At 65.7% G+C, this 12,910-nt stretch carries 13 protein-coding genes; 6 read left to right on the top strand and 7 right to left on the bottom strand.

Annotated elements, in window-relative coordinates:
* Positions 1-34 precede the first annotated feature (34 nt).
* Complete coding sequence (rpoZ, locus tag HMP06_RS14280; RefSeq protein WP_176497672.1) at positions 35-379, bottom strand: DNA-directed RNA polymerase subunit omega; 345 nt, start codon at positions 377-379, stop codon at positions 35-37.
* Between the two features lie 116 nt (positions 380-495).
* Here rpoZ and HMP06_RS14285 point away from each other — a divergent pair, with 116 nt between their 5' ends.
* Positions 496-1,668: a phospholipase D-like domain-containing protein gene (locus tag HMP06_RS14285; RefSeq protein ID WP_176497673.1), complete on the top strand. Its 1,173-nt coding sequence runs from the start codon at positions 496-498 to the stop codon at positions 1,666-1,668.
* Positions 1,665-3,026 carry an MFS transporter gene (locus HMP06_RS14290; RefSeq protein ID WP_176497674.1) on the top strand — a complete coding sequence of 454 codons (1,362 nt, stop codon included), beginning with the start codon at positions 1,665-1,667 and terminating at the stop codon, positions 3,024-3,026. Before HMP06_RS14285 ends, HMP06_RS14290 begins: the two co-directional genes overlap by 4 nt.
* On the opposite strand, the gene HMP06_RS14295 is transcribed toward HMP06_RS14290, so the two are convergent.
* Positions 2,967-5,255, bottom strand: a complete 2,289-nt coding sequence (locus HMP06_RS14295; RefSeq protein WP_176497675.1) for a CDC48 family AAA ATPase — start codon at positions 5,253-5,255, stop codon at positions 2,967-2,969. The two genes, HMP06_RS14290 and HMP06_RS14295, sit on opposite strands and share 60 nt — an antisense overlap.
* A gap of 339 nt (positions 5,256-5,594) precedes the next feature.
* On the opposite strand from HMP06_RS14295, the gene HMP06_RS14300 reads away from it, so the two are divergent.
* On the top strand, positions 5,595-6,485 hold the full coding sequence (locus HMP06_RS14300; RefSeq protein WP_176497676.1) for a LysR substrate-binding domain-containing protein: 891 nt from the start codon (positions 5,595-5,597) through the stop codon (positions 6,483-6,485).
* A 68-nt stretch (positions 6,486-6,553) separates the two neighbouring features.
* Positions 6,554-6,706 carry a hypothetical protein gene (locus tag HMP06_RS14305; RefSeq protein WP_176497677.1) on the top strand — a complete coding sequence of 51 codons (153 nt, stop codon included), beginning with the start codon at positions 6,554-6,556 and terminating at the stop codon, positions 6,704-6,706.
* Between the two features lie 119 nt (positions 6,707-6,825).
* Here HMP06_RS14305 and HMP06_RS14310 read toward each other — a convergent pair whose 3' ends face one another.
* Both HMP06_RS14310 and HMP06_RS14315 read right to left on the bottom strand, forming a co-directional pair.
* Entirely contained in the window at positions 6,826-7,407 is a 582-nt protein-coding gene (locus HMP06_RS14310; RefSeq protein WP_176497678.1) for a phage baseplate assembly protein V, read from the bottom strand.
* An 80-nt stretch (positions 7,408-7,487) separates the two neighbouring features.
* A complete protein-coding gene (locus tag HMP06_RS14315) occupies positions 7,488-7,946 on the bottom strand; it encodes a peptidylprolyl isomerase (RefSeq protein WP_176497679.1) in 459 nt (152 codons plus the stop codon).
* A gap of 229 nt (positions 7,947-8,175) precedes the next feature.
* Here HMP06_RS14315 and mgtE point away from each other — a divergent pair, with 229 nt between their 5' ends.
* Both mgtE and HMP06_RS14325 read left to right on the top strand, forming a co-directional pair.
* On the top strand, positions 8,176-9,588 hold the full coding sequence (mgtE, locus tag HMP06_RS14320) for a magnesium transporter (protein WP_176497680.1): 1,413 nt from the start codon (positions 8,176-8,178) through the stop codon (positions 9,586-9,588).
* A gap of 24 nt (positions 9,589-9,612) precedes the next feature.
* Positions 9,613-10,017 (top strand): DUF1489 family protein, encoded by a 405-nt coding sequence (locus tag HMP06_RS14325; protein ID WP_176497681.1) that lies wholly within the window; start codon positions 9,613-9,615, stop codon positions 10,015-10,017.
* Here HMP06_RS14325 and HMP06_RS14330 read toward each other — a convergent pair.
* From HMP06_RS14330 to HMP06_RS14340, 3 genes are all read right to left on the bottom strand, one after another.
* Complete coding sequence (locus HMP06_RS14330) at positions 10,010-10,735, bottom strand: GIN domain-containing protein (protein ID WP_176497682.1); 726 nt, start codon at positions 10,733-10,735, stop codon at positions 10,010-10,012. The two genes, HMP06_RS14325 and HMP06_RS14330, sit on opposite strands and share 8 nt — an antisense overlap.
* Positions 10,736-10,774: 39 nt before the next feature.
* Positions 10,775-11,503, bottom strand: coding sequence for a head GIN domain-containing protein (locus HMP06_RS14335; protein WP_176497683.1), 729 nt, complete (start codon positions 11,501-11,503; stop codon positions 10,775-10,777).
* Between the two features lie 83 nt (positions 11,504-11,586).
* The gene (locus HMP06_RS14340; protein WP_176497684.1) at positions 11,587-12,894 is read right to left on the bottom strand and encodes an NRAMP family divalent metal transporter; all 1,308 of its coding nucleotides are present in this window, start codon (positions 12,892-12,894) and stop codon (positions 11,587-11,589) included.
* Between the last annotated feature and the right edge of the window lie 16 nt (positions 12,895-12,910).

Raw genomic sequence — 12,910 nt, forward strand, 5'->3', positions numbered from 1 at the left:
TCCGCGGCTAACGCATACGCGTTAGCCTTGGGCCTCAACCTTCGTAATCAGCACCCAGATTCTGGTTCCGCGGAGGTGCCGCCGCTGTAAGGCGCAGCGCCTCTGCCGAAGCGGCGAGCGAGCCGACGGCATCGGCCACGTCCTCGTCGTCCACCTGAACGCGCTGCAGGCCGTTGATGACCGATTCCTTCAGCGTCGGAGGATGGACCATTTCCTCGGCGATTTCGCGCAAGGCGACGACCGGGTTTTTGTCGCGGTCGCGATCGATCGTGATTTCGGCGCCGCCCGAGATTTGCCGCGCACGCTGCGCTGCAAACAGGACGAGATCGAAGCGATTGGGAATCTTGTCGACGCAATCTTCGACGGTGACGCGCGCCATGAACGGCTTCCTTCTTGTGCGACGAATGTCGGAAAGGCGGCGAGATAGGCGGGACGGCGGGCAGAGTCAAGAAAATCGGCTTGCGCGGGCGGTGCCGCCTCGCCAGAGCAGCCGCGATGGCAGAGCCCGCGGCCCAACCCACTTTCGCAATCGCTGGCAATGCGTTGACGCTGCTCGACACCGGACCGCGGCGGCTCGAGGCGCTAATTGCGCTGATCGACGGCGCGCGATCCTCGCTCCGCATCATCTATTACATCTATGTCGATGATCGCGCTGGCGAAATGGTGCGCGCGGCGATGATCCGCGCGGCGGCGCGCGGCGTGAAGGTGTCGCTGATCGTCGACGGGCTGGGCAGCGAAGTCGCCGACAGCCACGATTTCTTCGAACCTTTGCGTGCGGCGGGCGTCACCGTATGCCGCTTCGTGCCGCGCTGGGGGCGGCGCTATCTGTTGCGCAACCACCAGAAACTCGCGCTGGCCGATGGCGAACGGGGCGATGCGCGCGCGATCATCGGCGGGTTCAACGTGCAGGACAGTTATTTCGGCACGCCCGCGCAGCAAGCGTGGCGCGATCTCGGATTATTGATCGAAGGTGCCGCCGCAAACAGCATCACCGGCTATTTCGATGCGCTGGCACGCTGGTCGGCGCGGTCCCGGCCCCCATTGCGCGTGCTGCGCCGCGCGTTGCGAAGCTGGAGCGAGCCGGAGGGGGATGTCCGCTGGCTGTTCGGCGGGCCAACGCGGCGGCTGTCGCCCTGGGCACGTGCGCTCAAGGCAGATCTGCAGCGCGCGATGAAGATCGACCTGATTTCGGCCTATTTCGCGCCGAGCCCGGCGATGCTGCGGCGGCTCGATGCGGCGGGCTTGCGCGGGCAAGTGCGGATCGTACTGGCGTCGAAGAACGATCATGGCGCCGCAATCTGGGCGTCGCGCTTCACCTATGCCGGGCTGCTGCGCAAACGCGTGCAGATTTACGAATATCAGCCGACCAAGCTGCACACCAAGCTCTTCCTGCTTGATGATGTCGTCTATATTGGATCATCCAATTACGATATTCGGAGTCTGTTTCTGAACCTCGAGATGATGCTGCGAATCGAGGATGCCGCCTTTGCGCAGCATGTCCGCGCCTATATCGATGGCGAGGTTGCGGAGTCCGAACGGATCACCGCCGATCTGTATCGCGCCCGCACCGGCTGGTGGACGCGGACGAAGCAGGCCGCTGCGTTCTTCGTGATGACGGTGCTCGATTTCAACATCACCAAGCGGCTCAATTTCGGGCCGCGCGAATGAGCGCTGCATCGCCCCCGGCGCGGCTCGAGCGTGATTTCGTTTTGCTGTTCGTGGTCATGCTGACGATCGCGGGCGGCAATACCGCGTTGCAATCGGTGCTCCCGGCGCTCGGGCGCTCGCTGAAAGTGCCCGACAGCGCGGTCGCCGCCGCCTTTTCGGTGTCGGCGCTGTTATGGGTGCTGGCCGCCCCCTTTTGGGCGAACCGGTCGGATCGGCACGGCCGGCGGGCGATGATCCTGCTCGGCATGGGCGGGTTCGCGCTGTCGCTGGCGATTTGCGGGATGTGTCTCGCCGCGGGCATCAATGGCTGGATCGGCGGCACGACGGCGTTCGTCTGCTTCATCGGCGGGCGGCTGATCTATGGCACGTTCGGCGCGGCGGCGCCGCCCGCGGTGCAGGCGCTGGTCGCGGGCCGAACAACGCGGGCCGAGCGGACCAAGGCGCTGACGCTGCTGGGTTCCGCTTTCGGGCTGGGGACGATCCTGGGGCCGGCGATTGCGCCGTATCTGTTGCTCGGCTCGCTCGGCGGGATCGAGATCGGGCTGGCGGGGCCGGCCTTCATCTTTTCGCTGTTCGGCATCTGCGTGTGGATCGCGGTGCGCCAGATCCTGCCGAACGACCGGCCGGTGGCGAGCGATTGGGCCGACTATCATGGTGCCGCCAATGCCTATCCCTCGATCGGCGGGCAAAGCTCGGGCGCGAGCATTACCGCCGCGACCGAGCCGCATAGCGAACCCGTCGCCTATACCGATCCGCGCGTGCGGAGCTGGATGATCGCGGGGCTGGTCATGGGGCACGGCCAGGCGATGACGGGGCAGGCGATCGGCTTCCTGGTCATCGACCGGCTCCACGTCGCGCCCGAGCTCGCGCTGCAACCGACCGGGATCGTGCTGATGATGGGCGCGGGTGCGGCGCTGTTGGTGCAATGGGGCATCATCCCCAATTTGAACCTCCGGCCGCGCACGATGATGCTGACCGGGTTGGTGTTTGCAGGTGCCGGCTGCGCGCTGACCGGTCTTGCGACATCGCTCTACAGCATCGCGTGCGCCTATGCGCTGGCGAGCGTCGGCTTCGGCTTCACGCGTCCCGCCTTTACCGCCGGGGCCTCGCTCGCGGTCGGCCACAATGCGCAAGGCTCGGTTGCGGGCAAGGTCACGTCGATCAACGGTGCCGCGTTCGTGCTTGGCCCGTCGATCGGTGTCGGCCTGTACGAGGTGCAGCATTCGCTGCCGTATCTGCTCGCGGGGGCGGCGATGCTCGCGCTGTTCGTCTACGCTCGCCTCGCGCTCCGCGAACCCTCAGCCATCTCCCCCGCGGGCGCGCAATTGCCCGGGGGAGACGAAGCCGATCGGCTGTAGCGCGGTCGCATCCTGCTTCAGCCGCGCCTTCATCGACTCATACTCGCGCTCCAGTTCGGGTGTGACCGAGGCGCGCGAATCCTTGAGCGCCTCCTCGAAATCGACCATCCACACTTCCGCCGCCTTCAGGCTGCGGCGCAGCGCGTTAAGGCCCGCACGACGGACGACATCCTCCAGATCGGCCCCGGTATAGCGATCGGTCTGCCCGGCGATGACCGAGAGATCGACATCGCTGCCGAGCGGCATTTTGCCGGTCTGGATCTTCAGGATGCGCTCACGCCCGGCACGATCGGGCACGCCGACATAGATGAGTTCGTCGAACCGGCCCGGCCGCAGCAGCGCCGGATCGATCAGATTGGGCCGATTGGTCGCGCCGATCACGACGACCGACTGCAATTCTTCCAGCCCGTCCATCTCGGCCAGGATCGTGTTGACGACGCGCTCGGTCACTTGCGGCTCGCCCATCCCGCTGCCGCGCGTGGGCACCAGCGAATCGAGTTCGTCGATGAAGATCACGCACGGCGCCACTTGCCGCGCGCGCGCGAACAATTTGGCGATCTGCTGCTCGCTCTCGCCATACCATTTGCTCAGCAAATCGCTCGATTTGGTCGCGATGAAATTGGCCTGCGCCTCGCGCGCGACGGCCTTCGCCAGCAAGGTCTTGCCGGTGCCGGGCGGGCCGTAGAGCAGAAAGCCCTTGGCCGGGCGAATCCCGAGCCGTCGGAATGCATCGGGGTCCTTCAGCGGCAGTTCGACGCCTTCCTTCAAGCGGATCTGCGCATCGTCGAGCCCGCCGACATCGTCCCAGCGGACGCGTGGCGCCTCGACCATCACTTCGCGCATCGCGCTCGGCTGGACGCGTTTCAGCGCGTCGAGGAAATCCTCGCGCGTGACTGCCAGCGTATCGAGGATTTCGGGCGGAATCGTGCCTTCGGACAGGTTCAAGCGCGGCATCAGCTTGCGCACCGCCTCGATTGCCGCCTCGCGCGCGAGTGCCGCCAGATCGGCCCCGACAAAGCCATAGGTCGTGCGCGCCAGCTCATCGAGATCGACCTTGTCGCCCAGCGGCATGCCGCGCGTGTGGATGCCGAGAATCTCGCGGCGGCCACGCTCGTCCGGAACGCCGACGACGATCTCGCGGTCGAACCGGCCCGGTCGCCGCAGTGCCTCGTCGATCGCCTCGGGGCGGTTGGTCGCGGCGATCACCACGACGTTGGCGCGCGCCTCTAGCCCGTCCATCAGCGTCAGTAATTGCGCGACCAGCCGCTTTTCGGCCTCGCCCGACACTTGCCCGCGCTTGGGCGCGATCGAATCGATCTCGTCGATGAAGACGATCGAGGGCGCGGCCTTGGCGGCTTCCTCGAACACGCTGCGCAGCTTGCTCTCCGATTCGCCATACGCCGAGCCCATGATCTCCGGGCCGTTGATCAGGAAGAATTCGGCCGCCGATTCATTGGCGACCGCGCGCGCAAGGCGCGTCTTGCCGGTGCCCGGCGGCCCGTGCAGCAACACGCCCTTGGGCGGATCGACGCCGAGGCGCTGGAACAATTCGGGATAGCGCAAGGGGAGCTCGACCATCTCGCGTAATTGGTCGATCGTCGGGCCCATCCCGCCGATATCGTCATAGGTGACATCGGCGCGGCGCGCTTCCTTGGGCTCCTCATATTCGGGGCGGAGCTCGATTTCGGTCGTATCGTCGACGTGCACCACGCCCTTGGGCGTGGTCGAGATGACGGCGAGGCGGATTTCCTGCAGCGCATAGGCCGGCGCGCGCAGCATGTTCTGCACCCCCGGCGGCATGTTATCGACGCGCTGCTGCCCCGCCGTCGCGACGATATCTCCCTGTGTCAGCGGACGGCCGAAGAAGGTGCGCTTGAGCGCCTGGCTCGACCCCTGGAGCCGCAGGTTCTGCTGGGCGGGCGCAAACACGACGCGCGTCGCGGCCTTCGATTCCACTTTGCGCACCTCGACGAAATCGCCAGATCCGACCCCGGCATTGGCGCGCTGGAGCCCGTCGATGCGGATGATCTCGAGCCCCTCATCCTCGGCATACGGCGCAACGGCCCGCGCGGGAGTCGAGGATTTTCCGACGATCTCGATCACATCGCCTTCGCCGATGCCGAGCGCCGCTAGCATCGCGCGCGGCAAATGCGCGAGTCCGCGCCCGCTATCCTCGGGCCGCGCATTGGCGACCTGCAATTTCCGAATCGGCGCCTCGGCGTCCGCCATCTCTGCTACCTTCACGTGAAACCCATTGCTGAGTGCGCGAGATAGGGAGGCGGTTCCACGAATAATAGGGCGGCGCTGCCCACACATGCCAAGCGCCGGAAAAAGAACAAAAAAAGGGCCGACCCCGGAGGATCGGCCTTGAAAGTTTTAGGAGAGGATGCCTGAAAGGCACCCCCTTTGTGCAGCCACTCCAGTTATGTTGCAAGTGCGAAAGAACCGTTCGCGATTGCAGTTTCTGCAATCGGTGCTTCCATTGTGCCGTGGAGAAATGATAGCTTTCGAGCCAACGGTATTTTTGTGCGCTGCACAAAGAATTTTAGAGAAAGGACCGCACGACAGATGCGCAGGCTGCCACCGCTGACCGCGATCGAGGCGTTCGTCCAGGTCGCGCGGACTGGGTCGATCAAGGCCGCATCGCAGGAGCTTGCACTTTCGCCACCGGCGCTCAGCCGCCGTATTCAGGCGCTCGAGCGCTTCATCGGGCGGCCGCTGTTTGAACGGCGGCATCAGGCGGTCGTGCTCAACGCCGATGGCGAGCGGCTGCTGGCGCAGATCGCACCTGCGCTCGATCAATTGTCCGACGCGGTCGAGGTGATGACCAGCAACACTGATGTGCTGCGGCTACGCCTCGGCATCTTGCCGCTGTTCGCGTCGCAACGGCTGTTTCCGCGCTTGGGCGAACTTCGCACGAAACATCCCGAGTTGCATCTCGACATCGATACTGCGCAGCACGGTCTGGCGCGTCTGGGTGAGGGGCTCGACGCAGTGATCGCGCTCGCGCGTGAGATCGATCCGACGCTCTATGCGCGGCGGCTCGATCGTAACCAGGTCTATGTGATCGGCGCGCGCACGCTGGTTGAGCGCGAGGATCCGGTGGTGCGGCCCGAACAGCTCGCCGGTCTGACCGCGTTGGTCCACCGCGACATGCCCGATACGTTCAGCGCATGGCGGGCTGCGGCGGGCCTCGCCGAGCTCGAGCCACTGGCGGTCGACCATTTCGATTCGGGCGCGCTGATGCTGGAGGCGGCGGCGCAAGGGCTCGGCATCGCCTTCATGCACGAAAGCCATTTCGAGGATGCGCGTGACGACCGGATCGTGCGGCTGTTCGATATCGCGGTGGAAAGCCCGTACAGCTACTGGTTCGCGTGCCGCCCGCGCGCGCTGGCGACGCGCCCGGTCAAGCTGTTCCATGATTGGCTGATCGCGACTATCGCCGAGCCGGGCGTCTAACGCCTGTTTTATCCCGGAATCTTGGGCCATTGGTCCCGCTGGGCTGGCCGCGAGGCGAGATTGGAGCGGTGGGTGATGTGGTCGGGCGGCGCGGCATTGGTCGCGCAATGCGGTGGTTCGCCTCGGTCTGCGGCCAGTGGAAGCCTAAATCGGACCTGACGCTGCGGATCGATCTCGGCAATCTCGTTAACGGCAGCAGCGCGACGTTGCGCGATGTCTAGGTCGGCCGGCGCGAGGTGGCACCGCTGGCGTGCCGCGAGGAGCGCGCGACGTGGAGCGGCCGCTCTGCCAATCTTCAGGTACGCAAGGTTTTGTAAGGCCGCCGAACCCTTACGCGGCCTCAAGCGGGATCGGTGTGCGGGGCCGGGATCGTCACCACCGAATCATCGACCGTCACAGAGACGCCTTGCCCGCTCACTGCGAGCACGGTTTTCGTCACCGACAAGCGAACGCCCATGCCGTCCAGCGTGATCGACGAGTCGCCGCACGTCAGGCTGATGCCGCCCGAATCGAGCGTGATCGACAGGGGCTGCTCGACCGCCGGGGTATCGACCCGCAGCGTAATGCCGCCCAATTCCGGCGTGTCGTCGAGCGTTAGCCTGGCATAGTCGGACTGGAACAGTTTGGCATTGGGTCCGCCTGATACGTCGGCCGGCAGCGCGTCCGCCGCGCTCCAGAAACAACCGGTCCAGATCGGAAAGGTGGGATCGCCGGCCTCGAACTCGACCCATACGTGCGCGCCGATCGGTGGGATCGCGTAGAAACCGACGTTCGGTCCGGCATAGGGCACGCACGGCAACGCCCAGTTGAGCAGAGCGCCGGGGATTTGCGGCACGTCCACAAGAACCCGCCCGAGCAACAGCGGGTCCAGATTGTCGATCACGCGCCCGCGATATTTCCCGAAGAACGTCGCATTGCCCATCGCGCAACATCCCAGGCCTTGCGCGATGCGGGATCGCTTGCAGAAAAAAAGCCAGCCCGTCTCCGGGCTGGCTCGGTCGATCAGGCGGCGCTTGCCTTGACGATCTTGCCCGGGGTGCGCGGCGGCTCGCCCTTGGGCAGCGCATCGACATGTTCCATGCCCGACGTCACTTCGCCCCACACGGTATATTGCCCGTCGAGGAAGCGCGCATCGTCGAGGCAGATGAAGAACTGGCTGTTGGCCGAATTCGGGCTCTGCGCGCGCGCCATCGAGGCGACGCCGCGAACATGCGGCTCCTTCGAGAATTCCTGCTCGAGATTGGGCTTGTCCGACCCGTGCATCCCGGTGCCGGTCGGATCACCGCCCTGCGCCATGAAGCCGGCGATCACGCGGTGGAACACGACGCCGTCGTAAAAGCCGTCGTTCGCCAGCTCGGCGATGCGCGCAACGTGGTTTGGGGCGAGATCGCCGCGCAGCTTGATCACGACATCGCCGCCGCTGTCGAGGGAGAGGGTCAGGGTTTCGGGTAGATCGGCCATCGTGGCACTCCTGGGAAAGGGGACGTGCAGCCCTAGCGAGACGGCGCGCGACTGGCAAATCGCGTGGGGCAGAAGCGAACGCGGCCGACCCCACCGCGCCGTTCGTTTCGAGCGAAGTCGAGAAACCTTGCACGCGGGCGCTATGGTTTCTCGACTTCGCTCGAAACGAACGGCTAGAAGGACCGCACGCTTCGACAGCGGGCGTGCGTCACGGGCAAGGAGGTCCACCATGAGCGAGACCGAACTTCCCGAAACCGAGGTCGAGACCAACCAGCTCGGCAACCAATTGGATGGGGACGACCGGCTGAAGCCCGAATTCGTCCGCGCGGTGCTCGATGCGGTGTATGACGGCGTGCCCGAAAGCGCGCGCGCGCTGGTCGAGCCGCTGCACCCCGCCGACATCGCGGATCTGTTCGAACTGCTGCCCGCCGAGGCGCGCACCGAGCTCGCCAAGTCGATCACCGATCTGCTCGACGGTGACGTTTTCGCCGAGATGAACGATTATGTCCGCGAGGAACTGATCGATTCGCTGTCGGCGAGCGAAGTCGCGGATATCGCGTCCGAACTCGACACCGACGATGCCGTCGCGATCATCGAGGATATGGAGCCCGCCGATCAGCGCGAGGTTCTCCGCGCGCTCGACCCCGACGATCGTGCTGCGATCGAAGAGGCGCTGAGCTATCCCGAGGAATCAGCTGGGCGCCTGATGCAGCGCGAGCTGATCGCGGTGCCCGAACATTGGTCGGTCGGCGACGTGCTCGATTATTTGCGCGGCCATGATGAGCTGACCACCGATTTTTGGGAAATTTTCGTGGTCGATCCGGCACATAAGCCGGTCGGCACGGTCGCTTTGTCGTGGGTGCTGCGCACGCCGCGCAGCATCGCCATCGCCGATGTGATGCAGCGCGAACAGACGCTGATCCCGGTCGATATGGACCAGGAAGAGGTGGCGCTGCGTTTCCAGAAATACGCGCTGATCTCGGCCGCCGTGGTCGACACCGGCGGGCGGCTGGTCGGCATGATCACGGTCGACGACGTCGTCCACATCATTTCCGAGGAAGCCGGCGAGGATATCCTGAAGCTCTCGGGCGCGGGCGAAGGCGACATCAACGAACCGATCCGCCTGACGGTGCGCACCCGCATCACCTGGCTGGTGGTCAATCTCGGCACCGCGATGCTCGCGGCGTCGGTGGTCGGCGCGTTTCAGGGCGAGATTGCGCGCTTCGCTTTGCTTGCGGTGCTGATGCCGATCGTATCAGGCATGGGCGGCAATGCGGGGACACAGACGCTCGCCGTCGTCGTGCGCGCGCTCGCCACCAATCAGCTTACCAGTTCGAACACGCAGCGCATGATCGCGCGCGAATTCACCATTGCCGCGGCGAACGGGACGATGTTGGGGGTGCTTATCGGCTTCGGCACATGGCTGTTCTTCGGCAATATTGACCTTGCGATCGTGATCGCGATGTCGATGGTGATCAATAATTTGATCGCCGGGCTGTCGGGCGTGCTGATCCCGGTGACGCTCGACCGGCTCGATATCGATCCCGCGGTATCCTCGGCGGTGTTCGTCACGATGATGACCGATGTGATGGGCTTCTTCTCGTTCCTGGGGTTGGCCACACTGTTCGGGCTTGGCGCTTAGCGCGCCTGCCCCCATGTCGCCGCTATGCCGTTACACCTGACAAAAGTCGCGTTCGGCGCGACCAGCCTCGATCATCTTGCCGAACGTTTGCGACAGCGCGGAGAAGAGGGGCCGGTGTTCCTGACGACGCGCTATCTGCCCAAGCGGCATGAAGAGATCATCGGTGGCGGCTCGCTCTACTGGATCATCAAGCACACATTGGTGGCGCGTTCCCCGATCCTGCAGTTCGGCGAGGCCGAGGGCGGGCGTATTGCGATCCATATCGATCCGGCGTTGGTGCTGACCGAAGGCCGCCCCAAGCGCGCGCATCAGGGCTGGCGCTATCTCGAGGCCGCTGACGCGCCTGCCGATCTTGGTGTCGGCATGCTGGCGGGCGATGCGATGCCCGCGGGTTTGATCGGAAAACTGTCCGCGCTTGGGATTATTTGACGGGTGCCGCCGCGATCTCGCCACACCGGATCGGTCCGCCCGCCGCCGCCTTCACCCGGCACGCCGGCTTGCCGTAGATCGTGATCGCGCCGATCCCGGTGCTGATCGCGTCTGCCGTATAGCGCGCAGTCGCCTGGATCGCGCCCGCCCCTTCCAGCCGCACCGTCACGTCATCGCCGCGCACAGCGCCCGCGTCGATCCGGCCCGGCCCGCTGCTGATCAGCCGGACGCGCGCGCCGCGCCCGCCCAGCGTCATCGTGCCGGGTCCCAGCACGGTGGCATTGAGTTGATCGGCATCGAGTGCGCCAATGGCGAGCCCGCCGCTCCCGGTGACTTGCAGGTCGATCCGCTGTCCGCGCAACGGCCCGTCGATCCGCACCTGCCCGCCGCCGATGACGGTCGCGCTGCGCAGCGTCAGCGTGCCGAGATAGACCACCGGCGCGCTTGGCTGGCCGATCACGGGCACTTCGTCCCACCCTCTGGGACCGGCGCTGACGATCAGCGTCGTCCCCTCGACGCGCACCGAAACCGCGTCCGAGGCGCGGATCGTGCCTTCGACGCGCGCCGACGGGGGACGCCGCGTCGCCACACGCACCTCGAACGGCCCGTCCACGCGCAAGCGATCGAAGCTGGTGACGACGAAGCTGCGCTCCGCCGCGTGCACCGGGGCGGCAAAGATCAGGGCGATCGGTAGGAGAACGAGCGGCGCGCGGGTCATGCGCGCAGGCATCCACCCGTTCGCCGTGTCAGGCAAGCCTCAGCTGCCGCATTTGACTTGGCCCGATCCCATCTTGCTGATCGTGCATTGGGCACCCTTGCCCAGATCGACGTCGCCCGACCCCATCATCGACACGCTTGCCGGCCCGGTCACGTCGGCGCGTACGTTGCCCGATCCGAGGACGTTCACCGCCGCGCCGGTCGCCTTTACGCCGGCTGCATCCACGTCGCCCGAACCGGCGATGTCCACGCTCAAGCGGTCGGCGCTGCCCTTCAGCGTGATGGTGCCGGACCCCGCCATCGACAGTTTTGCCTCGCGCACGGCGAGCATCGCGACGTTGAGGCTGCCCGATCCGGCGGCATCGACGGTAAAGCGCTGTCCTTCGACCCGGTCGACCGTCATGTCGCCCGATCCCGCAATCGTCGCGGCGATGATCCGTGGCATGGTGACATAGACTTTGACGCCCTCGCTGCTGCCGCCCCAGTCGAACCCGCTGCGGTTTTTGCGCCCGATCCGCAGCGTATCGCCGACGCGCTCGATCTTGATCCGGTCGAGCTCCTTGCTCGTTCCCTCGGCACGGACCGAAAAACCGGTGCCGACGCGGACATCGACATCATCCCATCCGCGCAGCGCCAGGCCTGTGAAATCCGTCACCGCATACGTCCGCGTTGTGCCGCTGCCCGATCCGGCGACGCCCGGCCCCGCCGTGTCCGCCCCAACCGAGCAGGCCGCAAGGGGGACGATGAGAAGCAGCGAGAGAGCGTTCATGGGGACCTCCTGTGTGTTGCTATTACAATACACCAAAAGACGCTTCATGCAAGCGGCGTGCGCGCAACGCCCGGATGCGCGCCTTATGCGACGCCCTGCGCCACGAACCACAGGAACAGCGCGGAGGCGGCGATCATCACTACGGTGGCGGCCCAGCCGAACAGCAATTGCCCGCGCCCCACCGTCAGCCGCCCCATCGCGCGTGGATTGCGCACGATCAGCATCATCACCACCATCAACGGCCCGGCCAGCACGCCATTCACCACCGCCGCCCAATATAGCGCGCGTGCCGGATCGATGCCGACTGCATTGAGCGAAGAGCCGGCGAGCGTGGTCGCCGCGATCGTCCCATAAAATAACCGCGCAGAGAGCGGCTTTGCGTCGAGACTGCCCGCCACCCCGGCCATTTCGGTGACGGCATAGGCGGCCGAACCCGCCAACACCGGCACCGCCAGCAACCCCGTGCCGATCACCCCGGCGGCAAACATCACGAAGGCGAATTGCCCGGCGATCGGGCGCAGCGCCTCGGCCGCCTGCGCCGATGTCGTGATGTCGCGCACGCCGCTTGCGTGCAGCGTCGCCGCCGTCGCGAACACGATCGCCAGCGAGATCAGCGTGCTGAACGCCATGCCGGTGAGCGTGTCGATCCGGATCCGCCGGAGCTCGGGCCCGGCGGTCTTGGCGGTCAGGCACAGCGGCTTGGCGTGGTGGCGATGCTGCTCCTCGATTTCCTGGCCCGCTTGCCAGAAGAACAAATACGGGCTGATCGTCGTGCCGAGGATCGCGACGAACGCGGTCGCATAGGCCATGTTGAACTGCAGCTCGGGCACGACCAGCGAGCGCAGTGCGTGCGCCCACGGCACATGCGCCACCGCCACCACCGCGACATAGGTTAAGAGCGACAGCGTCGTCCATTTGAGGATCGAGGAATAGCGCGCGTAACTGAGCCCCACTTCCAGCACGATGCACAGAATGCCGAACAGCAGCGTGTAAAGCGCGGCGTTGCCGCCGATGAGCAGCGTCAACGCCGCCCCCATCGCACTCAGATCGGCCCCCAGATTGACGATGTTCGCAATCAGCAGCAGCGTGACCATGCCCCATAGGATCGGGCGCGGGTAATGCCGCCTGAGGTTGCGGGCGATGCCGGCACCCGTGACGCGACCAATTTCTGCGGCGATTTGCTGAATCGCCACCATCAGCGGGAAGCTGAGGACGAAAGTCCAGGCCAGACCATAGCCGAATTCCGCGCCGACCTGGCTGTGCGTGCCGATGCCGCTGGGGTCGTCATCTGCCGCGCCGGTAATCAGGCCAGGCCCCAGCGACTTCAGAAACGCCCGAAACCCGCGAATGGATTCTGCATCGGGCGCTGTGGACTCTGCGGGTTCGGCCATGTCGCGATAGTCGCAT

This window comes from Sphingomonas sp. HMP6, from assembly GCF_013374095.1.
Taxonomy (GTDB): domain Bacteria; phylum Pseudomonadota; class Alphaproteobacteria; order Sphingomonadales; family Sphingomonadaceae; genus Sphingomonas.